Origin of the sequence: Streptomyces sp. NPDC093586 (assembly GCF_044764905.1) — a bacterium.
Classification (GTDB): domain Bacteria; phylum Actinomycetota; class Actinomycetes; order Streptomycetales; family Streptomycetaceae; genus Streptomyces.
This window is the reverse complement of record NZ_JBIWJA010000025.1, coordinates 16,943-41,988: the sequence shown is the minus strand read 5'-3', so window position 1 is coordinate 41,988 and position 25,046 is coordinate 16,943. Positions and strand designations below refer to the sequence as shown.

The following is a 25,046-nucleotide window of genomic DNA, read 5'->3' as shown; positions in this document are numbered from 1 at the left end:
CGGTCAGACGGTACCGGCGATGGCCGCGTCGAGCGCGTCGAGCGCGGCGGCGGCCTCGCCCTGCCGCGGGCTTCTCAGCGCGGCGAGGGCGTCGCGGGCGGCGAGCAGTGTCTGTCGGGCCTCGGGGTGCCCCATGGCGCAGAGCACGTGCCCCAGGTCCAGCCGGGTCCCCTCCGTCCAGGCCGGCATCTGCGCGGCGTCGAAGGCGGCGAGGGCCTGCCGCAACGGCTCCTCGGCCTCGTGCCAGCGTTCCAGGGCCGCCAGATCGTTGCCGATCTGCAGCTGGGCGACCGCGTGGTACAACGCGAGCACCCGGCCCATCCGGCCCGGAACCCCTGCCCGGTCCGGAATCCCCGTGCGGCAGATCCGCTCGCTGCGACGGTGGATGTCCAGTGCCTCGGACGCCCGTCCGGCCTGGCGCAGCAGGGTGCCGAGGGAGTTGAGGGCCGTCAGTTCGGCCAGCCGGCCCTGCGGCGACTCCTCGGAGGCGAGGCAGCGTGCTCCCTCGCGCAGGCGTTCCTGGGCCTCCTCCGCGTGGCCCAGCCGGTTCAGTGCGCCCGCGCCGTAACCGAGTGCCCAGCCCTCCTGGAGCCGGTCCCCGCACTCGCGGGCCGCCGTGAGCGCGGCGTCGGCGCTCGCCAGAGCGGTGTGGGGATCGTGCACGCACAGGTTGCAGGCCCAGGCGAGGTAGTTGAGGTGCACCGCCTCCTCCCGCCTGCTGCCCAGCGAGCGGGCGGAGTCGGAGGAGAGCCGGAACACCTCCACCCACTGTTCCCAGTGCTGAGTGAGGTCGGAGAACCAGTGCATCGCCGCCGCCGTGTCCAGGACCTGCCGGTGCCGGCCGGCGTCATGGGCCCGGCGCAGTGCGGCGAGCCACTGGGCCCGTTCGGCCTCCAGCCAGGCCCGTGCCTCGTCCTGGCCGGTGGGCGCCGTGTCCGGGTCCGGATCGCCCTGCGGCGCGACGCGTTCGCGGTGGACGTTCTCGGGGCCGGTGTTTTCCTGGTCGGCGTTCTCGTGGTCGACGTCGAAGTGCAGCGCGGCGGCGGTGGCCCGGCGCAGCATCCAGGACTCGGTCCGGTCCAGGGCGGCGTCGCGGACCTCGGGGCCGTCCTCGGCCTCCACCTGCTCGGCCGCGTAGAGCCTGAGCAGGTCGTGGAAGCGGTACCGCTCGGTGTCGGCATCGCTCTGGAGCAGCCCGGCGTCGGTCAGTTCCTCGGCGCAGGCGACCGTGTCGTCGTAGGAGAGGCCGGCCAGGAGCGCGGCGGTCTCGGGGCTGAAGTCCGCTCCGGCGGCCAGCGCGGCGCGTCGCAGCACCGTCCGTGACTCCGGGGGCAGTTGCCGGTAGGAGAGCGCGAAGGCGGCCCGCACCCGCAGGCTTCCGGCCTGGAGGCCGTCGAGGCGCCGGCCCTCGGCGGCGAGGCGGGCGACGAGCTTGCCGAGGCGTTCGTGCGGCCGGCCGAGGAGCCGCTGGCCGGCGATCCGCACGGCCAGCGGCAGGTGCCCGCACAGGTCGGCGAGGTCGCGTGCGGCCTGCGCCTCCGCGCGCACCCGGTCCGGGCCGATGATGCGGGTCAGCAGTTCCACCGCCTCCTCGCGCCGCAGCAGGGCCAGATCGGCGCGGTGGACGGACTCCAGACCCGCCAGGGCATGGCGGCTGGTGACGATGGTCAGGGACGGACCGGTGCCGGGCAGCAGGGGGCCGACCTGCTCCTCGTCGGCCGCGTTGTCCAGGAGCAGGAGCAGGCGCCGCTCGCCGGCCAGGGACCGCCACAGACCGGCACGGTCCTCGGTGCCGGCCGGGATCGCCGCGTCGGCGACCCCCACCGCGCCGAGCAGCCGGGCCAGCGCGTCCCGGGGGGCGGTCGGCTCGGGGTCCATGCCGTGCAGGTCCAACGCGAACTGCCCGTCCGGGAAGTGCGGGGCGAGGCGGTGCGCGGCGTGCACCGCGAACGCGGTCTTGCCGAGCCCGGGCTGCCCGGCGACCACGGTGACCACCGGCCGGTCCGGACCGGCGCCCAGCGCCAGCTCCAGCAGCCCGGCGAGGGCCGGGCCGCGGGCGGTGAAGTCCTGGATGTCGCGCGGCAGGGCCAGGATGCCGGGGTCGGCCGGGCCGGTGGCCGGCCGGGGGCGTGGACGGCCGAGGGCGGCGGCCTTCTCCAGGCCCGCCGCCTCGTCGCCGTCCACACCCAGCGCTTCGGCCAGCGCCTGCACCGTACGGCGCTGAGGCCCCCGGGTGCGCCCGCGCTCCATGTCGGCCAGGGCCCTGACGCTCACCCCGGCCGCGTGGGACAGCGCCTCCTGGCTCAGCCCGGCGCGGACCCGCAGGGTGCGCAACCGCTGCCCGAAGTCCCCCGTCGAAGGCGTGCCGTCGTGCACCGTGCGTGTCCCCGATCGTCCGGCTCGTCCGGACGCGAGCCACCGGCAGAAGTATCGCCGACGGTACTTCTGCCGGGAGAACCGCCTGGGCGGCGACGGCCGGAAGTGATCGACTGAAGACCGACACGGAACGCTCCTCCCGGACCTGACCGACCCGGGGCCTCGGCGGACGGATCCGCCGGGGCAGCGAGCAGGTGCCGGCCCGGAAGCGGCTCGGTCCACCCGCTGTCGAACGACCGTGGCATCCATGCCGTAGCTCACCGAACGGGGATCTCTCACATGAACGTCAGCACTCTGCGTCCGCGCTCCGCGCTGCTCGCCGTCGCGGGCACCGCCCTCGTCCTGTCCCTCACCGCCTGCCAGAGCGACGGGGACACCGGATCGACGTCCGCGCCGGCCGCCACGGCCACGGTGGCGTCGTCCCCGGTGGCCGCCGGGGCGACGACCGGGGCGACGGCCGGCGAGGGCACCGGCGCGTCCGGCACGACGGGGTCGGCCGGCTCCGCGCACTCGGCGGGATCGAAGGGCACGGCGGGCGGCTCCACCGACACCTCCGCGGGCGCGTCCGGGACGACCGGCAAGCAGGTCACGGCCTCCGCCCCGGTCTGCACCGCCGGGGACGTCCGCGTCACCGCCGCCACGCAGGACGGCCCGCCCTACACCCACCTCGTCCTCACGGCCAAGAACACCAGCGGGCACTCCTGCCGGCTGACGGGCTTCCCGCACATCCAGTTCCTGGAGAGCCACAAGCAGGACGTCCCGGCCGTGGCCAAGAGCAAGCCGGCCTCGCCGGTCGTGCTCCAGGCGGGAGCCCCGGCCTACGCCCTGGTGAAGCTGTCGGACGGCGGGGCCGACGAGGACACCGAACCCGTCTCGGCGTTCTCCGTCATGCTGGAGGGCGACTCCACGGTCATCGCCGTCACCGCACCCGGCAGCGAGGGTGTCGCCGTCGACCCGGCGAAGGCGCTCACCGGCTACTGGACGCCCGAACTCCGCAACGGGGCGGACGACTTCTGAGTCCCGCCGCAGGGAACGACACCCACCTGAGGTGACGCGACCGCACCGGCGCAGGCGCCGAGAACCGGGCCCGCGCCGGTGCGGCCGCGTCCACCGCCCCGCCCCCGGCTCCCGCGGTGTTCCGCGGGAGCCGGCGGCATGTCCGGACCGGGCACCTCGTACCCTCGACGCCATGCCGACCCCGCACGTCCTCGTCCTCGGCGGCACCACCGAGGCCCGCCGCCTCGCCGCCCTCCTCGCGGACCGGCCCGGGGTGCGGGTGACGACCTCGCTGGCGGGGCGGGTGACCCGGCCGGGCCCGGTCGACGGCGAGGTGCGCGTCGGCGGGTTCGGCGGTCCGGACGGGCTCGCCGCGTGGCTGCGCGAACAGCGCGTGGACGCCCTCGTCGACGCGACCCACCCCTTCGCCGGGACCATCACGGCGAACGCGGTACGCGCCGCGGCGGTCTGCGGCACCCCCGTGGTGATCCTGCGCCGGCCGGGCTGGCACCCCGGCCCCGGTGACCGGTGGCACCCGGTCGCGTCCCTCCCGGAGGCGGCCGGCCTGCTGCCGGAGCTCGGCCGTCGCGTCTTCCTGACCACCGGCCGCCTGGGCCTGGGGGCCTTCGCGCACCTGACCGGCCTCCACTTCCTCGCCCGCTCGGTGGAGCCCCCCGAGCCCCCCCTTCCGCCGGACACCCGGGTGTTGCTGGCCCGCGGCCCGTTCACGGTGGCCGACGAGACCGCCCTCCTCCGCGACCACCGCATCGACGTGCTGGTGACCAAGGACAGCGGGGGAGCGGCCACCGTGGCCAAACTGACGGCGGCCCGGGACCTCGCCCTGCCGGTGGTGGTCGTGCGCCGGCCACCGCTGCCGGAGGGCGTGCCGGTGGTGCCCGACGTGCCCGGCGTCCTGGAGCGGCTGGGCCTCGGCACGCCCTGACGGGAGCACGCCCGCGCGGTGCTCCGCCGGGCCGAGCCCCGCCGCCTCGGCGCGCCGCCGCCTCGAAGGCCGGCAGCAGCACCGGGCGGGCAGGCCGCTGCCCGGGTCCTCGACCAGCAGCCGCTCGGCGACAGGACCTAGCGGTCCTTCGGGTTGCGCCGCAGCAGGTACGTGTCCATGATCCAGCCCTTGCGCTCCCGGGCCTCGGCGCGCAGCCGCTCGATGCGGGGCGCGGCCTCGGCGATCGGGCCGGAGGCGAGGATCTCGTCCGGGGTGCCCAGGTAGGCGCCCCAGTAGATGTCGATGTCCTGGTCCGCGTACTGCCGGAAGGTCTGGTGGGCGTCCAGCATCACCACCACGTCGTCCACACCCTCCGGGAAGCCCTCGGCGAGGCGCCGCCCCGTCGTGATCTGCACCGGGCGCGCGACCCGGTTCAACCCGGTCCGGTGCCGGGCGACGAGCGAGGAGACGCTGCTGATGCCGGGCACGACGTCGTACTCGAACGTCACGGTGCCCCGGTCCAGGATCTCCTCCAGGATGCCCAGCGTGCTGTCGTACAGCGCCGGATCGCCCCAGACCAGGAACGCGCCGCTCTCGTCCTCGCCCAGTTCCTCGGCGATCAGCCGCTCGTAGATGCCGGCGCGGGCGCTGCGCCAGTCCCCGACGGCGGGGGAGTACGCCGAGCCGCCCGCGGCGCGGTCCCGCTCCGGGTCGCGCGCCTCCACCACCCGGTACGTGCCCTCCGGTACGTGCGCCTCCAGCATGTCCCGGCGCAGTCGCACCAGGTCCGCCTTGGCCTCGCCCTTGTCCAGGACGAAGAACACGTCCGTGCTCCGCAGCGCCCTGACCGCCTGCAGGGTGAGCTGGTCGGGGTCGCCCGCGCCGATACCGATGACATGAATCTTCCGCACGCCCCGAGTCTGCCGTACGGCACTGACGACGCCCCGACCGGGCTGCCCCGGCCCCGGCGGCGCGGGTCCCGGTCCTGCGGCGGTGTGGATCGAGGTCTACGGTGCGGTGTCCGACCCCGGTCGGCGCGGATCCCGGCTCGCGGCTCGGCCGCGGGCCCCAGAGGGGCGTCAGCCCCGCAGCCGCGGTGCCCGGGCCCCCGCGTCCACCGGCGCGCCGTCCTCCACGTCCCGGGCCAGCTCCCGGGCCCACGCGGCGACCGCGGCCAGGTCCATCCCGTACGGCCGCGCCCGCCCGGCCCCCGACGCCGCCCACTCCGTCACGGCCCCGGCCCCGCGCCGCAGCAGCCTGGCCCCGCCGGTGACGTTGCCGCGGGCCGCGTGCGTGAGCCCGACGGCCAGCTGGGCCAGGCCCCGCCACAGCTCCCGCTCCTCCTCGGGGCCCGACTTCCAGGCGTCCTCGAAGACCTCGTGCGCGTGGAAGGGCTTGCCCTCCTCCAGCAGCCGCTGCGCCTCGGCCACCGTCTCGCCGGGGGCCCGTACGACACCCTCGGGCTGGCGGGGGACGCCGTCGGCGCCGTACGGCAGCGGGCGGCCGAGCCCGTCCCGCGGCCGGGCGTTGCGGGCCCGCCCCTCGTCGTCGCGGTCCCGCGTGTCCGCCGGGCGGTCCGAGGCTGTGCTGTCGGCAGGGCTGTCCATGGGGCCGATTGTCCCCCGGCCGTCCCCGCTTAGGTATGACCCCGGGCGTGGGGTAAAGTGCTGTCCGCGTGATCGCGCGGTGCACCGCACGTGAGCGCATCGGGACGTGGCGCAGCTTGGTAGCGCACTTGACTGGGGGTCAAGGGGTCGCAGGTTCAAATCCTGTCGTCCCGACTCGTGAGAGTCGCAGACCGAAGGCCGGTTCGGAGAGATCCGAACCGGCCTTCGGTCGTTCCGGGGCCTCCCGGCGCCGGTCGTGGTGTGCGGGGGAGCGGGTGAGCGGCGCGGGCGTCGCTCAGTCCCTCGGCCGGGCCCCGGCGGCGGTGAGCAGTTCCACGGTCTCGGGATACGGCCCCTTCACCGCCCAGTCGAGCGGGGACAGGCCCGTGCCGTGGTCCTCCCGCAGGTTCGGGTCGGCGCCGTGCTCCAGGAGCGCCCGCACCGCCTCGGTGTGGCCCCAGCAGGCCGCCCCGCACAGCGGGGTGCCCTCCGAGCCGGTACCGCTCTCCGTGTCGGGCGAGGCCCCGGCCGCCAGCAGCACGCGGACGATGCCGGCGTCGCCGTTCACCGCCGCCTGGTACAGCGGCGTGGTGCCCGCGGAGTCGGCCGTCTCGGCGGGCGCGCCCGCGCGCAGCAACGCCCGCACCCGCGCGAGATCGCCGATCAGCACGGCGACCACGAGACGCCCGGACAGTTTCTTTCGCCGTCGTCTGTTCACGACCGCCGAGCCTAGCGGGCGGTCGTACGGCGCTGTCGGAGGAGATCGCACCCGGTGGCGTTCGGCGACCCCTGGGCGCACCCGGGTGTTCTGCCGGCGGCAGAACGACGGCGCGCCCGGGCCCGACGACGACTACGGTCCGGCTGTATGACGACAGTGACGACGCGCACGATCGAGTACCCCGCCGACGGCCTGACGATGACCGGACACCTCGCGTTGCCGGCCGGCACCGGCCGCCGGCCCGCGGTGCTGCTCGGACCGGAGGGCCCGGGGCTCGGCGACGTCGAGCGGAGCCGGGCCGACGCGCTGGCCGGACTGGGATACGTGGCGCTGGCCTTCGACCTCCACGGCGGGCGCTACCTGGCCGACCCCGAGGACATGCTGGCCCGGTGCCTGCCGCTGCTCGCCGACCCCGAGAGGATGCGGGGCATCGGCCACGCGGCGCTCGACGTGCTGCGTGCCGAACCGCGGACCGACCCCGACCGCATCGCCGTCGTCGGCTACGGCACCGGCGGTGCCATCGGGCTGGAACTCGGACGCGACGGCGTCGACCTGCGGGCGATCGGGACGGTCAACGGCCTGACCACGGGCCGGCCGGGCGAGGCGGCGCGCATCCGCTGCCCGGTGTGGGCCGGGGTCGGGTCGGAGGACCCGATCATGCCGCGCGCGCAGCGCGACGCGTTCGCCGCCGAGATGCAGGCCGCGGGCGTCGACTGGCGCCTCGTGGTCTACGGCGGCGCCCTGCACGCCTTCCACCACCCGCCGGTCGACCAGCCCACGCTCCCCGGCGTCGGCCCCCACCCCCGGCACGCGCGGCGAGCCTGGCGCGACGTCGTGGACCTGCTCGCCGAATGCGTGCCCGTGACGGAGTGATCCGGCGGGCAGCCGACGGGCACCCCCGACTCGCCCCGTACCTCGCCCGCCCGGCCCCGCGGTCCTGCCCCTTCCGCACCCCGCGCACCCGGCCGACGGCGTACGGCTGCTGCGCGCGGTCCCGTACGCCGTGCGCGACGGCGGCCGGCCCCTGGAACTCGACGTGTGGCTCTCCGCCCCGCTGGACGACCTCACCGCGGCGCTGACGTGGCTGCGCACGCGTGCCGCCGGCCTCGGCATCGACCCCGAACGGGTCGTCGCCCGGGGCGAGTCCGCGGGTGGCCGCCTCGCCGCCCTCCTCGTCCTCACCGCCGTCCCGCTCCTGCGCGGCCGCGTCGTCTGGTACGGCGCGACCGACCTCACCGCCGCCCGCCGCACACCCCCGAGGCGGCGCTGCTCGGCGCCCCCGCCGCCGATGCCCCGGAACGCGCCCGCGAAGCCAGCCCGGTCGTCCGCGTCACGCCGGACGCCCCGCCCTTCCTGATCCTGCACGGAGAAGCGGACACGGTCATCCCCGTCACCCAGGGCCAGGCCCTGGCGTCGGCGCTCCGGGCGGCCGGCACCGAGGCCGGCTCCCGGGCCGTCGCCGGAGCCGGTCGCCTGTGGATCGGGGCGGCCGAGGCGGACGGGGAACACTGCTTCACCTCCTCCCTCGACTTCGTACGCGGCCGGACGGAGTGATAGAAGCGGGCATGACCACCTCGCACCGCCCCGCACCGCCGGACGGCCTCCGATGACCGCCGGCATCGACACCCCGGACCGCCGGGGCCGCACCGGACTCGACCGCGCCGGCCAGGACCTGACCGGCAACCCGCGCGTCAGGATCCGCGACGTCCGGCTGCTCTCCAGCCACTGGTACGTCGAACGCACCACGACCTTCGACCTCCGGCGCGCCGACGGCACCTGGAGCACCCAGGAACGCGAGACGCACGACCGCGGCAACGGCGCCACCGTGCTGCTGTACGACACCGCACGCGGAACGGTCCTGCTCACCCGCCAGTTCCGCCTGCCCGCGTACGTCAACGGGCACCCCGACGGCATGCTGATCGAAACCCCCGGCGGGGTGCTCGACGACGAGGACGAGCATCCCGAGGTCGCCGTGCGGCGCGAGGTCGTCGAGGAGACCGGGCACACCGTCGGCGAGGTCCGGCACGTCTTCGACGTGTACATGAGCCCCGGCTCGGTCACCGAACGCGTCAGCTTCTACGCCGCCGCCTACGGCCCCGCCACCCTCACCCACGAGGGCGGCGGACTGCCCGAGGAGGGCGAGGACATCGAGACCCTCGAACTCCCCTTCCGTCGCGCCCTGGAGATGATCCGATCCGGCGAGATCGCCGACGCCAAGACCATCATGCTGCTCCAGTGGGCGGCGCTGGAGGGCCCGTTCGCCGGCGCCCGCGCGGCCGCGGCGGACACCGGGGACGCCTGATCCTCACGCTCCGACCAGCAGATGGAAGTCGAACGAGTACCGGGACGCCCGGTAGAGGTGCGTCCCGTACTCGACCGGCCGTCCGGTGTCGTCGTACGCCGTGCGCCGCACGGTCAGCAGGGCGGCGCCCTCCGCCTCGTCGAGGCGGGCGGCCTCCTCGCGGGTGGCCGGACGGGCGCCGACGGTCTGGCGGGCGCTGTGCAGGGTGATGCCGGCCGCGCGCATCATCCGGTACAGGCCCGTCGACTCCAGGCGGCCGGTGTCGAGGTCCAGGAGGTCCACCGGCAGGTAGTTGCACAGCACCGCCACCGGCAGGCCGTGGGTGAGGCGCAGCCGTTCCAGGACGGCGACCTCGCCGCCCTCCGCGACGCCCAGGGCGGCGGCCACCTCGGCGGTCGCCGGGACGGCCTCGTTGCGGATCACCCGCGTGGCCGGGTCCTGTCCGGCCGCCTCCAGGTCGTCGTACAGGCTGCTCAGCTTCAGGGGGCGTCGGACCCTGCTGTGCACCACCTGCGTGCCGACCCCGCGCCGCCGGACCACCAGCCCCTTGTCGACCAGGGCCTGGACGGCCTGGCGGACCGTGGGCCGGGACAGGCCGAGGCGGACGCAGAGGTCGATCTCGTTGCCCAGCAGGTTCCCCGGGACGAGGACGCCTTGCTCGATCGCCGCCTCCAGCTGCTGGGCCAGCTGGTGGTACAGCGGCACCGGACTGCTCCGGTCCAGGACGACGGCCGGCGTGCCGGACGCGGGGGCGGGCACGGCACGGGCGGGGCCGCCGGTCGTCGTCATGGGCGTACCTCCCTGGTACGAGGGGCGGGGTGTCAGAGGTGACGGCGGCGGTCGGCGACGGCGCGCTCGTACTGGGCGCGGGCGTCGACGGCGGCCGGACGGGCGGAGACCTCGGCCACCGGCACGTCCCACCAGGCCTCGGCCCCGGGAGCGGTCGCCGCCGGGTCCGTCTCGACGTAGACGCAGGTCGGGCGGGTCGCCCCACGGGCCGTCGTCAGCGCCTCCCGCAGCTCGCGCACCGTCTTGGCGCGCAGCACCTCCATGCCGAGGCTGGCCGCGTTGGCGGCGAGGTCGACGGGCAGCGGGGCGCCCGTGAAGGTGCCGTCGGCGGCGCGGTGGCGGTAGGCGGTGCCGAAGCGCTCGGCGCCGACCGACTCGGACAGGCCGCCGATGGAGGCGTAGCCGTGGTTCTGCACGACGACCAGCTTGACCGGCAGGTCCTCCTGCACGGCCGTGACGATCTCCGTCGGGTTCATCAGATACGTGCCGTCGCCGACCAGCGCCCACACGGGCGTGCCGGGCGCCGCCTGCTGCACGCCGAGCGCGGCCGGGATCTCGTAGCCCATGCACGAGTAGCCGTACTCCAGGTGGTACTGGCGCGGGGAGCGGGCCCGCCAGAGCTTGTGCAGGTCGCCGGGGAGCGAACCGGCCGCGTTGATCACCACGTCCTCGTCGCCCACCACCGCGTCCAGCGCGCCCAGCACATGGGTCTGCGTCGGGACGGCGTTGTCGTCCTCCGCCCGCAGGGCGGCCTCCACGACCCGCTCCCAGCGCTCCTTGCCCGCGCGGTACTCCGCCTCGTACGACGGGGCCACCCGGTGTCCCGCGAGGGCGTCCGTCAGCAGGGTGAGGCCGGTGCGGGCGTCGCAGACCAGGGTGCGGGCGGCGAGCTTGTGGGCGTCGAAGGCGGTGATGTTGAGGTTCAGGAAGCGGACGTCCGGGCGCTGGAAGAGGGTGCCGGAGGCCGTGGTGAAGTCCGTGTGGCGGGTGCCGACACCGATCACCAGGTCCGCGGTGCGGGCCAGGTCGTCGCTGACGGCGGTGCCGGTGTGGCCGATGCCGCCGAGGTCGGCCGGGTGGTCGTGGCGCAGGGAGCCCTTGCCCGCCTGGGTGGAGGCGACCGGGATGCCGGTGGCGTCCACGAACGCCCTCAGCGCCTCCTCGGCCTCGCTGTGGTGGACGCCGCCGCCCGCGACGATCAACGGGCGTTCGGCGGCGCGGACCGCCCGGACCGCCTCGGCCAGCTCCGCCGGGTCGGGGGCGGGACGCCGTACGCGCCAGACGCGGTCGGCGAAGAACTCCTCGGGCCAGTCGTACGCCTGGGCCTGCACGTCCTGGGGGAGGGCGAGGGTGACCGCGCCGGTCTCGGCCGGGTCGCTCAGCACCCGCATCGCCTGGAGCGCGGAGGCGATCAGGGCGTCCGGGCGGGTGACGCGGTCGAAGTACCGGGACACCGGGCGCAGGGCGTCGTTGACGGACACGTCGGCCTCGACGGGGTGTTCCAGCTGCTGGAGCAGCGGGTCTGCGGCGTGCGAGGCGAAGTAGTCGCCGGGGAGCAGGAGGACCGGCAGGCGGTTGATCGTGGCGAGGGCGGCGCCGGTGACCAGGTTGGTGGCGCCCGGGCCGATGGAGGTCGTCACGGCCTGTGCGGACAGCCGGTTGAGCTGGCGGGCGTGGCCGACGGCCGCGTGCACCATGGCCTGTTCGTTGCGGCCCTGGTGGAACGGCATGACGTCGGCGTACTCGACGAGGGCCTGTCCGAGGCCGGCCACGTTGCCGTGGCCGAAGACGCCCCAGGTGCCGGTGATCAGCCGGTGCCGTACGCCGTCGCGTTCGGTGTACTGGGCGGCCAGGAAGCGCATCAGGGCCTGGGCGGTGGTCAGTCGGCGGGTGGCGGTGGCGTTCATGCGGACCTCTCCGGTGAGGTGTAGAGGGGGAGCCGGGGGTCGACCGGCTGCCCGGGCCAGGTGTCGCGGATCCAGGCGTGGTCGGGGTGGTCGCGGATCAGCCAGGCGCGTTCCGCGTCCGGGCCCGCCATGACGTTGAGGTAGTACATGTGGTGGCCCGGTGCGGCCATCGACGGTCCGTGCCAGCCGTCGGGGATCAGGACCACGTCCCCGTCGCGGACCTCGGCCAGCACGTCCGTGCCCCGTCCGCGCCCGGAGGGCGAGACCCGCTGGTAACCGAGGCCGGGAGTACCGTCGTGGCCGGCGAACTCGAAGTAGTAGATCTCCTCCAGCACCGACTCCTCGCCGGGGCGGTGCTCGTCGTGCTTGTGCGGCGGGAACGAGGACCAGTTGCCGCCCGGGGTGATCACCTCGACCGCGATCAGCCTGTCGCAGTCGAAGACGCCCGCGGCACCGAAGTTGTTGACCTGCCGCGAGCAGGAGCCGGTGCCCCGCAGCTCCACCGGCACGGACGACGCCGGGCCGTGGCGGGCGGGCAGGCGGCGGGTGCAGCGGGCGCCGGTGAGGGCGAACCGGCCGCCGTCGGCGGACGTCACCGTCGTCCGGGCGTCGCGCGGTACGTACGCGAAGTCGGTGACGCCGCTGAACACGTCGGCCCGGCCGGTGAGTTCGAAGGTGGCCTGGCCGAAGTCGTCGGCGGTGGCGACCGAGCAGGCACCGGCGAGCGGGAGGACGATCCACTCGCTGTCGCCGCTGTCGAAGGTGTGGCCGCCGCCGGGCGGCAGGTGGAGCACACGCAGACCGGAGTAGCCCCAACCGGCCTTCTCGGGCGTCACGTCCACGGCGTACGGGCCACTCGCCGCCTTGCCCGCGGGAAGGTGATACGTCATCAGGTCCTCTCCTGAGTCACAGCTCCTGGGACACAGCTCCTGGGACACAGCTCTTGATACACAGCTCTCGGGTCACAACAGGCCGACGGCGGTGTCGACCGCCTGTTCCACCGTGCCCTCGGCGGGGTAGAGCAGTGAGCGGCCGACGACCATGCCCTGCACGGTGGGGAGTCTGAGCGCCTTGCGCCAGCGTTCGTAGGCGGTGACCTGGTCCGCGGGGGAGCCGCCTATGTCGCCGCCGAGCAGGACCGCGGGCAGCGTGGAGGCCTCCAGGGCCTCGCCCATGTCGTCCGGGTCGTGGGTGACGGGCAGTTTCAGCCACGTGTAGGCGGAGGTGCCGCCGAGGCCCGAGGCGATGGCGACGGAGCGCGTGACGGCCTCGGCGGACAGGTCGTTGCACACCCGGCCGTCGATCCGGCGGGAGATGAACGGCTCGACGAACACGGGCAGTCCGTGGGCAGCCATGGCGTCGACCGCGCGGGCCGCGGACTCCAGGGTGGTCAGCGAGCCGGGGTCGTCGTAGTCGATGCGCAGCAGCAGCTTGCCCGCGTCGAAGCGTAGGCGGGCGATGTCCTCGGCGCGGTGCCCGGTGAAGCGGTCGTCCATCTCGAAGGCGGCGCCCGCGAGGCCGCCGCGGTTCATCGAGCCCATGACGATCTTGTTCTCCAGCGCCCCGAGCAGCAGCAGGTCCTCCAGCACGTCGGCGGTGGCGAGCACTCCGTCGACGCCGGGCCGCGACAGTGCGGTGCACAGGCGTTCCAGCAGGTCGGCCCGGTTGGCCATGGCGAGCCGCCGGTCGCCGACGGCGAGCGCGCCGCGCGCCGGATGGTCCGCGGCCACGATCATCAGGCGCCCGGAGTCGCCGATCAGCGGACGGCGCACCCGGCGGGCCGCCGCCTCGGCGACGGCCTCCGGGTGCCGGGCTCTGACCGCCGTGAGGTCGGGGATGCTGAGGGACAAGGCAACGCTCCGTTCAGGGGGTGGATCGCGCGAGGAGGCCGTCGACCTCCGCCCCGGTGGGCATCGCGGAGGAGCAGGCGAGACGGGAGGCGACGAGGGCACCGGCCGCGTTGGCGTACCGCATGGTCCGCTCCAGGTCCCAGCCGGACAGCAGGCCGTGGCAGAGGGAACCGCCGAACGCGTCGCCCGCGCCGAGGCCGTTGACCACCTCGACCGGCACCGGGGGGACCTCGGCCGTCCGCCCGTCGCGGTGCACGGCGAGCACGCCCTTGGGGCCCTGCTTGACGACGGCCAGCTCCACGCCCGCGGCCAGGAGCGCCTCGGCGCAGGCCCACGGTTCGCGCACGCCCGTGGCGACCTCGCACTCGTCGAGGTTGCCGACGGCGACGGTCGCGTGCCGCAGCGCCTCGGCGTAGTACGGGCGGGCCTGGTCGGGGTCGGTCCAGAACACCGGCCGCCAGTCCAGGTCGAACACCGTGGTCCCGGCCTCGGCGCGGTGGGCGAGGGCGCCCAGGGTCGCCGTACGGCTCGGCTCCTCGCTCAGCCCGGTGCCGGTGACCCAGAAGACGCGGGCCGCGCGGATCGCGTCGAGGTCCAGCTCCTCCGGGTGGATCTCCAGGTCGGGGGCCTTGGGACGGCGGTAGAAGTACAGCGGGAAGTCGTCCGGCGGGAAGATCTCGCAGAAGGTGACGGGTGTCGGGTACGCGGCGACCGGGGTGACCCAGCGGTCGTCGACGCCGAACTCCCCGAGGGCCCGGTGCAGGTAGTGGCCGAAGGGGTCGTCGCCGGTGCGGGTGATGACGGCCGTGGCGCGGCCCAGGCGGGCGGCGGCGACCGCGACGTTCGCGGCGGAACCGCCGAGGAACTTGCCGAAGGTCTCGACCTCCGCCAGGGGTACACCCGTCTGAAGGGGGTAGAGATCGACCCCGATGCGGCCCATCGTGATCAGATCGAATTGCCGGACTGACTCGGCCATGTACGACGCTCCTCGGGCTGGGCGGGAGGGAGGGGGCCTGCCGCCTCCCAGGTGTAAGGCGGCGAGACGACCTTGTCAATGCTTTGTACTTACATTCGGACTAGCTCGTGAAGTGATGTCTTGACAAAGCATTGACAGCGGGCCCCTCAAGGACTTGTATCCGGTCCCAGCGCAACAGCCCTTCTTCTCCGGTCCGACACACGGCTCCCGTCGCACAGTGAGGTGCAGGAAAGATGGTCCGCTCTTCGCACGCCCGCTCCCGCAGACTCGCCCCCGCCGTGGCCCTCGCCGCGGCACTGGCCCTCGCCGGCTGCTCCAGCGGCTCCGGGGGCAGGAAGGCCGACGAGAAGGGGGACTCCGGCGCCGCCGCGGGCAAGGCGGGCACCCCCCGCATGACGGTCGCCCTGGTCACCCATCAGGCGCCCGGCGACACCTTCTGGGACATCGTCCGCAAGGGCGCCGAGGCCGCCGCCGCCAAGGACAACATCAAGCTCGTCTACTCCGCCGACCCCAACGCGGGCAACCAGGCCAACCTGGTGCAGAACGCGATCGACCAGAAGGTCGACGGCATCGCGGTCACCCTCGCCAAGCCGGACGCCCTGCGCGGTGTCCTCGCCAAGGCGGAGCAGGCCGGCATACCCGTCGTCGGCCTCAACTCCGGCCTCGCCGACTGGAAGAAGCTCGGCCTGACGGAGTTCTTCGGGCAGGACGAGAGCGTGGCGGGCGAGGCCTTCGGCAAGAAGCTGAACGAGGTCGGAGCGAAGAACGCCGTCTGCGTGATCCACGAGCAGGGCAACGTCGGCCTGACCCAGCGCTGCGACGGTGTGAAGAAGACCTTCGAGGGCACGGTCGAGAACCTCTACGTCAACGGCACCGACATGCCGTCCGTGAAGTCGACGATCACCGCGAAGCTGAAGCAGGACGGCACCGTCGACCACGTCGTCACGCTCGGCGCCCCCTTCGCCATGACCGCGACGCAGTCGGTGGAGGAGACCGGCGGCAAGGCGAAGGTCGCCACCTTCGACCTCAACAAGGAACTCACCGGTGCCATCGACAAGGGCGCCATCGAGTTCGCCGTCGACCAGCAGCCCTACCTCCAGGGCTACTTGGCGGTCGACGGCCTGTGGCTGTACAAGAACAACGGCAACTACAGCGGCGGCGGCGAGCAGCCGGTGCTGACCGGCCCGGCCTTCGTCGACAAGTCCAATGTCGAGGCCGTCGCCGAGTTCGCCTCGAAGGGCACCCGGTGATGAGCGCCGGCCCGCAGGCCGGACCGGCGGTGACCGCGCGGCCGGCCCCCGGCCCCGGACCGGGTGACGGACGCGCCCGACGGCGCCCGCTCGCGCTGCGGCTGCTCGCCCGGCCCGAGGTCGGGGTCCTCCTCGGCGCCGTCGCCGTGTTCGTCTTCTTCCTGATCGCCGCGCCCTCGGTCCGCGACGGCGGCTCCCTGGCGACGGTCCTCTACCAGTCGTCCACCATCGGCATCATGGCGCTGCCCGTCGCCCTGCTGATGATCGGCGGCGAGTTCGACCTGTCCGCCGGCGTCGCCGTGGTCACCTCGGCGCTCACCGCGAGCATGCTCAGTTACCAGCTGACCATGAACGTCTGGACGGGCGTGGTCGTCGCCCTCGCGCTCTCCCTGGGCGTCGGCGCGTTCAACGGCTGGGTGCTGGTGAGGACCGGACTGCCGAGCTTCCTCGTCACCCTCGGCACCTTCCTGATCCTCCAGGGCACGAACCTCGCCGTCACCAAGCTCGTCACCGGCAACGTCGCCACCGACGACATCAGCGACATGGACGGCTTCGGCCAGGCCGAGGCGCTCTTCGCCTCGTCCTTCGGCGTCGGCGGCGTCCAGGTGAAGATCACCGTCGTGTGGTGGCTGGTCTTCGCCGCGCTGGCCACCTGGGTGCTGCTGCGCACCAGGTACGGCAACTGGGTCTTCGCGGTCGGCGGTGACAAGGAGTCCGCCCGAGCGGTCGGCGTCCCCGTCACCTTCACCAAGATCACGCTGTTCATGCTGGTCGGCTTCGGCGCCTGGTTCGTCGGCATGCACCAGCTGTTCTCCTTCAACACCGTGCAGTCCGGCGAGGGCGTCGGCCAGGAGCTGATCTACATCGCCGCGGCCGTCATCGGCGGCTGCCTGCTCACCGGCGGCCACGGCTCCGCCGTCGGCCCGGTCTTCGGTGCCTTCATGTTCGGCATGGTGAACCAGGGCATCGTCTACGCCGGCTGGAACCCGGACTGGTTCAAGGCGTTCCTCGGCGTGATGCTGCTCGGCGCCGTCCTCGTCAATCTGTGGGTCCGCCGCGCGGCGACCCGGAGGTGATCGGAAAATGACCGGCAAGACCACCGGCACCCACGACGCCGCCCTCGCGGACACCGCCCCCGAGGACACCGGCCGACCGCTCGTCGAACTGCGCGGCGCCGGCAAGTCCTACGGCACCGTCCGCGCCCTGCACGGCGTCGACCTCACCGTCCTCCCCGGCCGGGTGACCTGCGTGCTCGGCGACAACGGCGCCGGCAAGTCCACCCTCATCAAGATCATCTCCGGGCTGCACCGGCCCACCGAGGGCGACCTCCTCGTCGACGGCGGACCGGCGCGCTTCACCGGCCCCCGCGACGCCCTCGCCCGGGGCATCGCCACCGTCTACCAGGACCTCGCCACCGTGCCGCTGATGCCGGTGTGGCGGAACTTCTTCCTCGGCTCCGAGCTGACCAAGGGCCCCTGGCCCGTCCGCCGCCTCGACATCGCCCGCATGAAGAAGACCGCCGACGAGGAACTGCGCGGGATGGGCATCGTCCTGGACGACCTGGAACAGCCCGTCGGCACCCTCTCCGGCGGCCAGCGCCAGTGCGTCGCCATCGCCCGCGCCGTCCACTTCGGCGCCCGCGTCCTCATCCTCGACGAGCCCACCGCCGCCCTCGGCGTCAAGCAGTCCGGCGTGGTCCTCAAGTACATCGCCGCCGCCCGCGAACGCGGCCTCGGCGTCGTCCTCGTCACCCACAACCCCCACCACGCCCACCTGGTCGGCGACCACTTCAGCGTGCTGCGCCTGGGCACCCTCGAACTCAGCGCCGCCCGCGCCGCGATCACCCTCGAGGAGCTCACCCACCACATGGCCGGCGGCGCCGAACTCGCCGCGCTCGAGCACGAACTGGCGCAGGCCGGCGGGGTCGGCGCGGCGGCACTTCCGGGACCGGATGCGGAGACTCCCGCGACCGGTACCACCGCGTCCGCGATTCCCGCGCCGGGTACCACCGCGTCCGCGCCCCCCGCGTCCGGCACCGACGGTCCGGGCCGGCCGTCCGGCGCGGGGTGAGGCACGGACCGTCGTCCGGCGCGGGGTGGTGCGCGAACCGCCGTCCGGCCTCTCCGAGCCGGGCCCGGTGCGCACGGCGGCCCAGCGGCTCTGCATGGTCCCGTTCGCCGTCGCCGAGCGGGAGGTACGCCCCTGCGCACCGGACGAGCCGCCGCCCGTCACGGCCCGCACCCGCGGGTGCGGGTTCCTGCGCTCCCGCGGAGCCCGACGGCCCGCCCCCTCCTCCCGCCGTGCCGCCCGTCCGCCGGCGCACGGGCGGCACGGCGGGAGCGCTCTCGGGCGGAGGCGCCCGCGTGTGTCACTGCGTCTATCGTGGTGCGCACAGGTCCAGGCGGATCCCCCGCAGAGCGATCACGGACGTACAGGCAGACGTACAGAAGGAGCGCCCGCCTTGCCGGAGCGGACCGTGGGGCCCCGCCCCACGCTGGAAGCCGTCGCGGCGCGCGCCGGCGTGTCCCGCGCGACGGCCTCCCGGGTCGTCAACGGGGGCGCGGGCGTGCGTCCCGCGCTGGCCGACAAGGTGCGCCTGGCGGTCGAGGAACTGGGCTACGTCCCCAATCACGCGGCCCGCACCCTGGTCACCCGGCGCAACGGCGCGGTGGCGGTGATCATCGCCGAGCCGGAGTTCCGGGTGTTCTCCGACCCGTTCTTCGCACAGCAGATACGGGGGATCAGCCGGGAGCTGACCGCGCACGACACGCAGCTCGTGCTGCTGTGGGCGGAGGGCTCCGGCGACCACGAGCGGATCGGGCGCTACCTGGGCGGCGGGCACGTCGACGGCGCGCTCGCCTTCTCCCTCCACGACGACCGGTTGCCGGCGCTGATCGCACGGACCGGGGTCCCGGCGGTCCTGGGAGGCCGCCCGGCGGCGGGTGAGGGTCCGAGCATTCCGTTCGTGGACTGCGACAACCGCGGCGGCGCGCGGGAGGCGGTGCGGCATCTGGTCTCCCTGGGCCGCCGGCACATCGCGCACATCGCGGGCCCGCGCGACCAGACCTCGGCGGTGGACCGGATCCGCGGTTACCGCGACGTCCTGGCCGACGCCGATCCGCTGCTGATGTGCCAGGGCGACTTCACCGAGGCGAGCGGCGCCCGCGCGATGGCCGAACTGCTGGAGCGGTGCCCCGGGACCGATGCGGTCTTCGCGGCCAACGACACGATGGCCCTGGGCGCGCTGCGCACGCTGCGCGAGCGCGGGATGCGGGTGCCGCAGGACGTGGCGGTGGTCGGGTTCGACGACATGGCGTCGGTGGCCCTGGCCGCGGATCCGCCGCTCACCACCGTCCGCCAGGACATCGAGGGCATGGGACGGATCATGGTCAGGCTGCTGATGCGGCTGCTGGACGCACCGGACGACGACGTCCCCGCGTCCGTGATCACCTCGACGGCACTGGTCCGCCGGGCCTCCGCCTGACCGGCCGCGAACCGGACCGACGGGACGCCGCGGCGATGCCCGGCGGTCTTCTACGCGGCACCGGCCTGGACGCCGGTACGGCTCGCCCGACCGTCGACGAGCCCGCCACCGGGGTCCGGAGATCCGCTCCGACCTGACCTGGCATGCCCGGCTTCGGTGCACGGCCGCCGAAGCGACGCGGCACGCGCGCGACGGCCGGACCATGCCTACGCGCGGTCCCGCACGATGATCTTTCCGGTGTTCTCGCCGTGCAGCATGCCCAGGAACGCGGCCACGATGTGCTCGAACCCGTCCACCACCGTCTGGTCCAGCGCCAGCCGGCCGCTCTGCAGATGAGGGACCGCGAACTCGTACAGCTCGTCCTGCAGGTCGCGGTAGTTGTTGACCAGGAAGCCCTCCATGCGGAGGCTCTTCTCCACGATGTCCGAGTGGTCGAAGTGCGGCGGAGGCGCGTCCGGGGTGTTGTAGTGGCTGATGGTGCCGATCCGGACGATGCGCCCGAACTCGCGCAGTGCGCCCACCGCGGCGGCCAGTTGTTCGCCGCCGACGTTGTCGACGAAGACGTCGATGCCGTCCGGTGCGGCCTTGGCGAGCAGTTCGGCGGCGGGGCCGTCGTGGTAGTCGAACGCCGCGTCGTAGCCCACCTCCCGGATCAGGTGGTCGACCTTGGCCGCCGAGCCCGCGCTGCCCACGAGCCGGCCGGCGCCCAGCAGCCGGGCGAACCGGCCGGTGGCCGTGCCGACGCCGCCGGCCGCGGCGGAGACGAAGAGGTCGTCGCCCTCGCGGAGCCGGGCGATGCGGGTGAGGCCCACGTAGGCGGTCAGTCCGGTGCCGCCGAGGACGCTCAGGTACGCCGACAGGGGAACCCCGTCGAAGCGGGGGAGTCTGCGGATCTCCTCGGGCCGGACCACGGAGTGCGTGCGCCAGCCCTGCCGGTGGAACACGATCTCGCCCTCGGGCAGCTCCGGCGTCCGCGAGGCGACGACGCGCCCGAGGGTCCGGCCCTCGAGCGGTGCGTGGAGCGCGAAGCCGCCGGGCACGTCGTCCATCATCTCGCGGTGGTACGGGTCGACGGACCAGTAGAGGTTCTTCACGAGCGCGGTGCCGACCGCGGGATCGGGAATCGCGGACTCGACGAAGGCGAAATGCTCGGTGGTGGGGAAACCGTGGGGGCGGGCGGTCTGCTGGACGGTGATCGCGTTCTCGGTCATGACGGGACCGTAGGACGGGAATGGAGCCCTCGGGCAGGCGGTTGGGCTCATGTGACGCCCCGTTCCATGAGCAGTTCTCATACCTTGAGGTGAGCGCCCTGTGGCCCGCACGACCGACACCGATCTCGCTCCGCACGAACTGCGCATCCTGGTGGCGGTCGCGGACGCCGGCGGCTTCTCGGCCGGGGCCGGGGCACTCGGCCTGACCCAGTCCGCGGTCTCCCACTCGGTGCGCGGCAGCGAGCGCAAGATCGGCGCCGTTCTGTTCGAACGGGACCGCAGCGGTGCGCGACCCACTCCGGCGGGGGAGAAGGCCGTGGCGCATGCGCGCCGTACCCTGCGGCTGCTGGACGTGCTCGTCGCCGAGGCGCGGCAGGCCGCCCGGTCCGAGGCGACGCAGGGGCCGGAGGGACCGCTACGGATCGCGGCCTTCCGCAGCACCGCGCTGCACCTGTTGCCGCCGGTCCTGCAGCGGCTGCGCGCGCGGTGTCCCGGGATCGAGCCGCAGGTGCGGATCGTCCGCGAGGTCGGGCGCGGCACGGCGGGCGAGGTGGCCGACGGGCGGTCGGATCTCGCCATCGCCACCTTGGGCGGAGCGCAGCTGCCGGCGGGGCTGGTGGCGAGCGGACTCTTCGAAGAGAGCTACTCCCTGGTGCATCCGGCCGGACACCCGGCTCCGCGCTCGCTGCCGCTCGTCGACTGGGCCGAGAACTGCGGCTCGTACACCCGCGCCTGGTGGGGCGCGCAGGACTGGATCCCGAGGGCCACGACCGAGGCCGAGGACGACGGAGCAGTGCTCTCGCTCGTGAGCGGGGGGCACGGAATGGCGATCATGCCCGCGCTCTCCCTGGTCGGGGCACCGGACTCGATCGAGATCACCGATCTCGGTCCGGAGCGTCCGACGCGCCGTGTCGGCTATGTGACCACGCCGGAGCTCGCCGGCTCCGCCGTCGTGCGCGCTCTGGTGCGGGAACTGCGGGCCGCCGGCTCCGCCGTCTCCCACGCATCTCGCCCGTTCCCGGAGAAGGCCGCGGGGACGTCCGGGCGGTAGACGAACATCGAGGGGCGACAGGGGCGCCGGCAGCCCACGGCCACGTGGCTGTCCGAGGCCGTGTTCCGCGGGACGGATAGGTGACGGATAAGTTTGGTGCACCGTACAAGGAGATGCATGATGCCCGAGCGCCGCAGAGTTCTGTTCGTGACCGACCTCGCCTACCAGGCACGGGGGCGACGCTACTGCGACGAGGACATCTTCCTGACCTCCCGATTGCGCGACGGCTTCGACATCGGCCTGTGCCACCCGCTGGACGCCGCCGCGCTGATGGACGCCTTCGACGTGGTCGTGATCCGCAACAGCGGGCCCGTGTTGCACTACCAGAAGGAGTACGAGGCCTTCCGGGAGCAGGCCGTGGCCCGTGGTGTCCGGGTCTACAACCCGTTGTCCGGCCGGGGCGACATGGCCGGCAAGCAGTACCTGCTGGACCTGACCGCCGCTGGACACCCGGTCATCCCCACCATCGACCGGCCCGAGGACCTGCACGTGCTGCCCGAGGCCGGCCGGTACGCGGTCAAGCCGAAAGCGGGCGCGGACTCCATCGGCCTGACCTTCGTGCCCCGGGAGCAGTTGAGCGACCTCGCCTACGGCGACATCCTGGTCCAGCCGCGCGTCGACTTCCGCTACGAGGTGTCCTTCTACTACGTCGACGACACCTTCCAGTACGCCCTTCACGCCCCCGATCCCGAGCGGCGCTGGGTCCTCGAGCCGTACGAGCCCACCGACGCCGACCTGGCCTTCGCCCGGCGCTTCATCGACTGGAACACCCTCGACCACGGCATCCAGCGCGTGGACGCCTGCCGCACCCGGGAGGGCGAGCTGCTCCTCGTGGAGCTGGAGGACCTCAACCCGTACCTGTCCCTGGACCTGGTCTCCGACCGGACCCGTGAGTCGTTCGTGGCGAGCATGACGGCATCCCTGCACCGGTTCCTGGACGCTCGGCCCGGCGTCTGAGGCGGCATCCGAGGCGGCGTACGAGCCCTCAAGGGCGATCGCGGCCCTGGGCGGGCACGCCCCGACACGGGTCCGGGGCCACCGGCGTCAGGCGACGGCCGCCGTCGAGACCGAGGACGCCGTGGCCGTGTTCATGGTGAGCGAGCCGGCCCGTACCTGACCGGCGTCCGGCGCGCGCCGACCGGGCCCGCACCGGAGGACCCCGCCGGGCCGGCCGCGGGTCACCGCCCCCGGCGCGACAGCCAGGCGGCGGTCAGGGAGCCGGAGACGTTGTGCCAGACGGAGAAGACCGCGGCCGGCAGTGCCGCCAGCGGGCTGAAGTGGGCGGTGGCCAGCGAAGCGGCGAGGCCGGAGTTCTGCATGCCGACCTCGAAGGCCATCGCGCGGCTCGCCGGTTCGCCGAGCCGTCCCAGGCGCCCCGCGCCGTAACCGAGCGCCAGCCCCAGGCCGTTGTGCAGCACGACGGCGAGGAACACCATTGCGGCCGCCGACTTGATGGCGTCGGCGCTGCCCGCGACGACCACGGCCACGATCACGGAGATCGTCAGCGCGGACAGCCACGGCAGCACGGGCAGCGCCCGCTGCACGTACCGCCCCGCCACCAGCCGCACGACGACGCCCGCGAGGATCGGCAGCAGCACCGTCTTGAGGATGTCCGTCACCATGGAACCGGCGTCGACCGGGAGGTACTCACCGGCCAGCAGCAGCGTCAGCGGCGGGGTGACCAGCGGGGCGACGAGCGTGGAGACGGTGGCCACCGAGACCGAGAGGGCGACGTCGCCACGGGCCAGATAGGTCACCACGTTGGAGGCGGTGCCGCTGGGCGCGCAGCCGACCAGGATCACACCGGCGGCGAGCTGCGGCGAGAGGTGGAGCAGGTGGGCGATGGCCCAGCCGAGCCCCGGCATGATGACGTAGTGCGCCACCAGCCCGAGGGCCACCGCCCAGGGGCGCCTGGCGACCCCGCGGAAGTCCTGCGGGGTCATGGTGACGCCCATGCAGAACATCACCACTCCCAGCAGGTAGGGCACCGCCTCGCCCCAGCCGGTGAAGCCTCCCGGGAGCAGGAGGCCGAGGGCGCCGGCCGCGAGGACGAGGAGCGGGAAGACGGTGACGGCGCGGCGCGCGGAGCGGTCGCCGGTGGCATCGTCGCTGAGGTGTTCGGGTCGTTCGGTTCGCACCGTGCGAGGTAACGCCCGGTGGCGGGCGTGACGCAACGCCGTCTCGCGATGTGATCATCGGGCCGGTGACTGAGTCCCGCTCCGCGGATGGGGTAGGCTTGACCTGCGTGATCACACGGACCGCCCATCAGCGCGGTCCGTGCGAAGCACAGCGGGACGTGGCGCAGCTTGGTAGCGCACTTGACTGGGGGTCAAGGGGTCGCAGGTTCAAATCCTGTCGTCCCGACTCGAACGAGTCGTGGATCAGGGCCGGTTCCGGAGTACTCTCCGGAACCGGCCCTGATCGTTTTCGGGCGGTGGCTCGAAGGAGCCGTCCCGGTCGCGGGGCAGGGTCGTCCCGCCCCGCGCCGGGCCCGTCTCAGGGATGCGCGGTGAGCACCCGCCAGTCCGCGGTGCCGATGTCGGCCGGCGTCCCGTCCAGGACGCGGGCCGTGCGGGTGGCCGGGTCCAGGGTGACGGTGGCGAGACTGGCCCAGCGCTGCCCGAGGGGTTTGCCGGGATCGGGGAGGCAGGTGACCGGGGGTTCGTCCGCGCCGGTGACGAGCAGGGCGGCCAACGAGTCGGTGTCGGTGGGGAGTTCGGAAGCCCGGCCCAGGCGGGAGGCGACGAGGTCGCGGCGTTCGGTCGAGTCGGGCTGGTAGAGCCAGGACTTCTCGTCGGCGGTGAGGGCGGGCGTGAGGAAGTGGTTGGTGCGCAGCAGGACGCCACGTTCGTCCGGACGGATCTCGTGGACGCCCACCGGGCTCATGTCGAGGAGGGCGGCGTCCCCCGCCGCGTCGAAGAGGGCGAAGGAACCGGAGGAGGCGAGCGGGGCGGAGCGTACGAGGTCGACGGCCTCGGCGACGCTGCCCGCCTCGGCGAGGACGAGGGCGGCCAGCACGTGCATGGGGACGCCGCCGACGGTGTCGCGCAGGTGGCCGAGGATGTTGAAGTGCAGGGCGAGGCCCGCGCTGTTCAGGCCCATCTTGCCGAGGATGCCGTGCTCGGTGAGACCGACGACGGTGTGGCGGGCGCCCCGGGACGTCAGGGTGTGCCAGTGCTCGGACAGTTCGACGTGCCAGTCCCAGGTCTGGACCCCGACGCCGGCGTGGACGATCGTGGTGCACTCCCCGGGCGGTACGGCGGTGGAACGGGCCAGGATCTCGGTGCGGGCGTTGAGGGCGCCGACCTGCCACTCCTCGACGCCGGCGCCGTGGGCGATGCCGGCGATCTCGGCGCGGGCGGCGGGGCGGAAGTCGCCGATGGCGTCGAGGGCGCGTTCGCCGTCGGCGCGGGCGTCGTCCAGGGTGATGCCGCCGAGGGCGAAGAGACGGGCGTAGACGTCGAGCGCGGCGGGGATGCCGGTGCGCAGCTGTTCGCCGCGGGCGGTGCCGCGCTCGTACGGGTCGCCGGCGGACACGGTGAGGTGGAGGCGCTGGTCGGGGCGGGGGATGGTGGTCACTCGGGGT

The 25,046-nt window shown here is 74.0% G+C and carries 24 protein-coding genes and 2 tRNA genes; 14 read left to right on the top strand and 12 right to left on the bottom strand.

Going from position 1 to position 25,046, the window contains the following annotated elements:
• Positions 1 to 3 precede the first annotated feature (3 nt).
• Positions 4 to 2,376, bottom strand: a complete 2,373-nt coding sequence (locus tag ACIRFH_RS24320) for a helix-turn-helix domain-containing protein (RefSeq protein WP_403524486.1) — start codon at positions 2,374 to 2,376, stop codon at positions 4 to 6.
• A gap of 279 nt (positions 2,377 to 2,655) precedes the next feature.
• Between ACIRFH_RS24320 and ACIRFH_RS24315 the strand changes: the two genes are divergently transcribed.
• Both ACIRFH_RS24315 and ACIRFH_RS24310 read left to right on the top strand, forming a co-directional pair.
• Complete coding sequence (locus ACIRFH_RS24315; protein WP_403524483.1) at positions 2,656 to 3,393, top strand: DUF4232 domain-containing protein; 738 nt, start codon at positions 2,656 to 2,658, stop codon at positions 3,391 to 3,393.
• A 172-nt stretch (positions 3,394 to 3,565) separates the two neighbouring features.
• Positions 3,566 to 4,315 carry a cobalt-precorrin-6A reductase gene (locus ACIRFH_RS24310; protein ID WP_403524481.1) on the top strand — a complete coding sequence of 250 codons (750 nt, stop codon included), beginning with the start codon at positions 3,566 to 3,568 and terminating at the stop codon, positions 4,313 to 4,315.
• A gap of 137 nt (positions 4,316 to 4,452) precedes the next feature.
• On the opposite strand, the gene cobF is transcribed toward ACIRFH_RS24310, so the two are convergent.
• Together cobF and ACIRFH_RS24300 are read right to left on the bottom strand one after the other, a co-directional pair.
• Positions 4,453 to 5,226: a precorrin-6A synthase (deacetylating) gene (cobF, locus tag ACIRFH_RS24305; RefSeq protein WP_403524478.1), complete on the bottom strand. Its 774-nt coding sequence runs from the start codon at positions 5,224 to 5,226 to the stop codon at positions 4,453 to 4,455.
• A 168-nt stretch (positions 5,227 to 5,394) separates the two neighbouring features.
• Positions 5,395 to 5,922, bottom strand: a complete 528-nt coding sequence (locus ACIRFH_RS24300; protein WP_403524475.1) for a DUF309 domain-containing protein — start codon at positions 5,920 to 5,922, stop codon at positions 5,395 to 5,397.
• Positions 5,923 to 6,022: 100 nt separating this feature from the next.
• Here ACIRFH_RS24300 and ACIRFH_RS24295 point away from each other — a divergent pair.
• Positions 6,023 to 6,096, top strand: a tRNA-Pro gene (locus tag ACIRFH_RS24295).
• Positions 6,097 to 6,217: 121 nt separating this feature from the next.
• On the opposite strand, the gene ACIRFH_RS24290 is transcribed toward ACIRFH_RS24295, so the two are convergent.
• The gene (locus ACIRFH_RS24290; protein ID WP_403524472.1) at positions 6,218 to 6,640 is read right to left on the bottom strand and encodes an ankyrin repeat domain-containing protein; all 423 of its coding nucleotides are present in this window, start codon (positions 6,638 to 6,640) and stop codon (positions 6,218 to 6,220) included.
• 147 nt (positions 6,641 to 6,787) lie between these two features.
• On the opposite strand from ACIRFH_RS24290, the gene ACIRFH_RS24285 reads away from it, so the two are divergent.
• The 4 genes from ACIRFH_RS24285 to ACIRFH_RS24270 all read left to right on the top strand — a co-directional run bounded on the left by ACIRFH_RS24285 (position 6,788) and on the right by ACIRFH_RS24270 (position 8,942).
• Complete coding sequence (locus ACIRFH_RS24285; protein ID WP_403524469.1) at positions 6,788 to 7,513, top strand: dienelactone hydrolase family protein; 726 nt, start codon at positions 6,788 to 6,790, stop codon at positions 7,511 to 7,513.
• Between the two features lie 130 nt (positions 7,514 to 7,643).
• Positions 7,644 to 7,997 (top strand): alpha/beta hydrolase, encoded by a 354-nt coding sequence (locus tag ACIRFH_RS24280; RefSeq protein ID WP_403524467.1) that lies wholly within the window; start codon positions 7,644 to 7,646, stop codon positions 7,995 to 7,997.
• Entirely contained in the window at positions 7,907 to 8,194 is a 288-nt protein-coding gene (locus ACIRFH_RS24275; protein WP_403524625.1) for a prolyl oligopeptidase family serine peptidase, read from the top strand. Before ACIRFH_RS24280 ends, ACIRFH_RS24275 begins: the two co-directional genes overlap by 91 nt.
• A gap of 52 nt (positions 8,195 to 8,246) precedes the next feature.
• The gene (locus ACIRFH_RS24270) at positions 8,247 to 8,942 is read left to right on the top strand and encodes an NUDIX domain-containing protein (RefSeq protein WP_403524464.1); all 696 of its coding nucleotides are present in this window, start codon (positions 8,247 to 8,249) and stop codon (positions 8,940 to 8,942) included.
• Between the two features lie 3 nt (positions 8,943 to 8,945).
• On the opposite strand, the gene ACIRFH_RS24265 is transcribed toward ACIRFH_RS24270, so the two are convergent.
• The 5 genes from ACIRFH_RS24265 to iolC form a co-directional block, all read right to left on the bottom strand.
• Positions 8,946 to 9,731: a GntR family transcriptional regulator gene (locus ACIRFH_RS24265; RefSeq protein WP_403524461.1), complete on the bottom strand. Its 786-nt coding sequence runs from the start codon at positions 9,729 to 9,731 to the stop codon at positions 8,946 to 8,948.
• Positions 9,732 to 9,763: 32 nt separating this feature from the next.
• The gene (gene iolD / locus ACIRFH_RS24260; RefSeq protein WP_403524458.1) at positions 9,764 to 11,638 is read right to left on the bottom strand and encodes a 3D-(3,5/4)-trihydroxycyclohexane-1,2-dione acylhydrolase (decyclizing); all 1,875 of its coding nucleotides are present in this window, start codon (positions 11,636 to 11,638) and stop codon (positions 9,764 to 9,766) included.
• A complete protein-coding gene (gene iolB, locus ACIRFH_RS24255) occupies positions 11,635 to 12,528 on the bottom strand; it encodes a 5-deoxy-glucuronate isomerase (RefSeq protein WP_403524456.1) in 894 nt (297 codons plus the stop codon). The genes iolD and iolB overlap by 4 nt, the downstream gene beginning before the upstream one ends.
• Before the next feature lie 72 nt (positions 12,529 to 12,600).
• Positions 12,601 to 13,488 carry a deoxyribose-phosphate aldolase gene (locus tag ACIRFH_RS24250; protein WP_403524453.1) on the bottom strand — a complete coding sequence of 296 codons (888 nt, stop codon included), beginning with the start codon at positions 13,486 to 13,488 and terminating at the stop codon, positions 12,601 to 12,603.
• A gap of 13 nt (positions 13,489 to 13,501) precedes the next feature.
• Positions 13,502 to 14,464: a 5-dehydro-2-deoxygluconokinase gene (iolC, locus tag ACIRFH_RS24245; RefSeq protein WP_403524450.1), complete on the bottom strand. Its 963-nt coding sequence runs from the start codon at positions 14,462 to 14,464 to the stop codon at positions 13,502 to 13,504.
• Between the two features lie 233 nt (positions 14,465 to 14,697).
• Between iolC and ACIRFH_RS24240 the strand changes: the two genes are divergently transcribed.
• The 4 genes from ACIRFH_RS24240 (at position 14,698) to ACIRFH_RS24225 (ending at position 19,198) form a co-directional block, all read left to right on the top strand.
• Positions 14,698 to 15,714: a sugar ABC transporter substrate-binding protein gene (locus tag ACIRFH_RS24240; protein ID WP_403524447.1), complete on the top strand. Its 1,017-nt coding sequence runs from the start codon at positions 14,698 to 14,700 to the stop codon at positions 15,712 to 15,714.
• Positions 15,714 to 16,790 carry an ABC transporter permease gene (locus ACIRFH_RS24235; RefSeq protein ID WP_403524445.1) on the top strand — a complete coding sequence of 359 codons (1,077 nt, stop codon included), beginning with the start codon at positions 15,714 to 15,716 and terminating at the stop codon, positions 16,788 to 16,790. Before ACIRFH_RS24240 ends, ACIRFH_RS24235 begins: the two co-directional genes overlap by 1 nt.
• A 7-nt stretch (positions 16,791 to 16,797) precedes the next feature.
• Positions 16,798 to 17,784 carry an ATP-binding cassette domain-containing protein gene (locus tag ACIRFH_RS24230; RefSeq protein WP_403524442.1) on the top strand — a complete coding sequence of 329 codons (987 nt, stop codon included), beginning with the start codon at positions 16,798 to 16,800 and terminating at the stop codon, positions 17,782 to 17,784.
• 391 nt (positions 17,785 to 18,175) lie between these two features.
• A complete protein-coding gene (locus ACIRFH_RS24225; protein ID WP_403524439.1) occupies positions 18,176 to 19,198 on the top strand; it encodes a LacI family DNA-binding transcriptional regulator in 1,023 nt (340 codons plus the stop codon).
• Positions 19,199 to 19,404: 206 nt separating this feature from the next.
• On the opposite strand, the gene ACIRFH_RS24220 is transcribed toward ACIRFH_RS24225, so the two are convergent.
• Positions 19,405 to 20,409, bottom strand: a complete 1,005-nt coding sequence (locus tag ACIRFH_RS24220; RefSeq protein WP_403524436.1) for an NADP-dependent oxidoreductase — start codon at positions 20,407 to 20,409, stop codon at positions 19,405 to 19,407.
• A gap of 100 nt (positions 20,410 to 20,509) precedes the next feature.
• Here ACIRFH_RS24220 and ACIRFH_RS24215 point away from each other — a divergent pair, with 100 nt between their 5' ends.
• Positions 20,510 to 21,460: a LysR family transcriptional regulator gene (locus ACIRFH_RS24215; protein WP_403524433.1), complete on the top strand. Its 951-nt coding sequence runs from the start codon at positions 20,510 to 20,512 to the stop codon at positions 21,458 to 21,460.
• Between the two features lie 120 nt (positions 21,461 to 21,580).
• Positions 21,581 to 22,417, top strand: a complete 837-nt coding sequence (locus tag ACIRFH_RS24210) for a hypothetical protein (protein ID WP_403524622.1) — start codon at positions 21,581 to 21,583, stop codon at positions 22,415 to 22,417.
• Positions 22,418 to 22,638: 221 nt separating this feature from the next.
• On the opposite strand, the gene ACIRFH_RS24205 is transcribed toward ACIRFH_RS24210, so the two are convergent.
• Positions 22,639 to 23,598: a bile acid:sodium symporter family protein gene (locus ACIRFH_RS24205; protein WP_403524430.1), complete on the bottom strand. Its 960-nt coding sequence runs from the start codon at positions 23,596 to 23,598 to the stop codon at positions 22,639 to 22,641.
• 152 nt (positions 23,599 to 23,750) lie between these two features.
• Here ACIRFH_RS24205 and ACIRFH_RS24200 point away from each other — a divergent pair.
• Positions 23,751 to 23,824 (top strand) — tRNA-Pro (locus ACIRFH_RS24200).
• 132 nt (positions 23,825 to 23,956) lie between these two features.
• Here the strand turns inward: ACIRFH_RS24200 and ACIRFH_RS24195 are convergent.
• Positions 23,957 to 25,039: a C45 family autoproteolytic acyltransferase/hydolase gene (locus tag ACIRFH_RS24195; RefSeq protein ID WP_403524427.1), complete on the bottom strand. Its 1,083-nt coding sequence runs from the start codon at positions 25,037 to 25,039 to the stop codon at positions 23,957 to 23,959.
• Between the last annotated feature and the right edge of the window lie 7 nt (positions 25,040 to 25,046).

What these genes read in the sequence shown, in the direction of transcription:
- ACIRFH_RS24315 (WP_403524483.1), top strand. Translation starts at nt 2,656, where the DNA reads ATGAACGTCAGCACTCTGCGTCCGCGCTCCGCGCTGCTCGCCGTCGCG.
- ACIRFH_RS24310 (WP_403524481.1), top strand. Translation starts at nt 3,566, where the DNA reads ATGCCGACCCCGCACGTCCTCGTCCTCGGCGGCACCACCGAGGCCCGC.
- ACIRFH_RS24300 (WP_403524475.1), bottom strand. Translation starts at nt 5,922, where the DNA reads ATGGACAGCCCTGCCGACAGCACAGCCTCGGACCGCCCGGCGGACACG.
- ACIRFH_RS24285 (WP_403524469.1), top strand. Translation starts at nt 6,788, where the DNA reads ATGACGACAGTGACGACGCGCACGATCGAGTACCCCGCCGACGGCCTG.
- ACIRFH_RS24270 (WP_403524464.1), top strand. Translation starts at nt 8,247, where the DNA reads ATGACCGCCGGCATCGACACCCCGGACCGCCGGGGCCGCACCGGACTC.
- ACIRFH_RS24265 (WP_403524461.1), bottom strand. Translation starts at nt 9,731, where the DNA reads ATGACGACGACCGGCGGCCCCGCCCGTGCCGTGCCCGCCCCCGCGTCC.
- iolD (WP_403524458.1), bottom strand. Translation starts at nt 11,638, where the DNA reads ATGAACGCCACCGCCACCCGCCGACTGACCACCGCCCAGGCCCTGATG.
- iolB (WP_403524456.1), bottom strand. Translation starts at nt 12,528, where the DNA reads ATGACGTATCACCTTCCCGCGGGCAAGGCGGCGAGTGGCCCGTACGCC.
- iolC (WP_403524450.1), bottom strand. Translation starts at nt 14,464, where the DNA reads ATGGCCGAGTCAGTCCGGCAATTCGATCTGATCACGATGGGCCGCATC.
- ACIRFH_RS24240 (WP_403524447.1), top strand. Translation starts at nt 14,698, where the DNA reads ATGGTCCGCTCTTCGCACGCCCGCTCCCGCAGACTCGCCCCCGCCGTG.
- ACIRFH_RS24235 (WP_403524445.1), top strand. Translation starts at nt 15,714, where the DNA reads ATGAGCGCCGGCCCGCAGGCCGGACCGGCGGTGACCGCGCGGCCGGCC.
- ACIRFH_RS24230 (WP_403524442.1), top strand. Translation starts at nt 16,798, where the DNA reads ATGACCGGCAAGACCACCGGCACCCACGACGCCGCCCTCGCGGACACC.
- ACIRFH_RS24220 (WP_403524436.1), bottom strand. Translation starts at nt 20,409, where the DNA reads ATGACCGAGAACGCGATCACCGTCCAGCAGACCGCCCGCCCCCACGGT.
- ACIRFH_RS24210 (WP_403524622.1), top strand. Translation starts at nt 21,581, where the DNA reads ATGCCCGAGCGCCGCAGAGTTCTGTTCGTGACCGACCTCGCCTACCAG.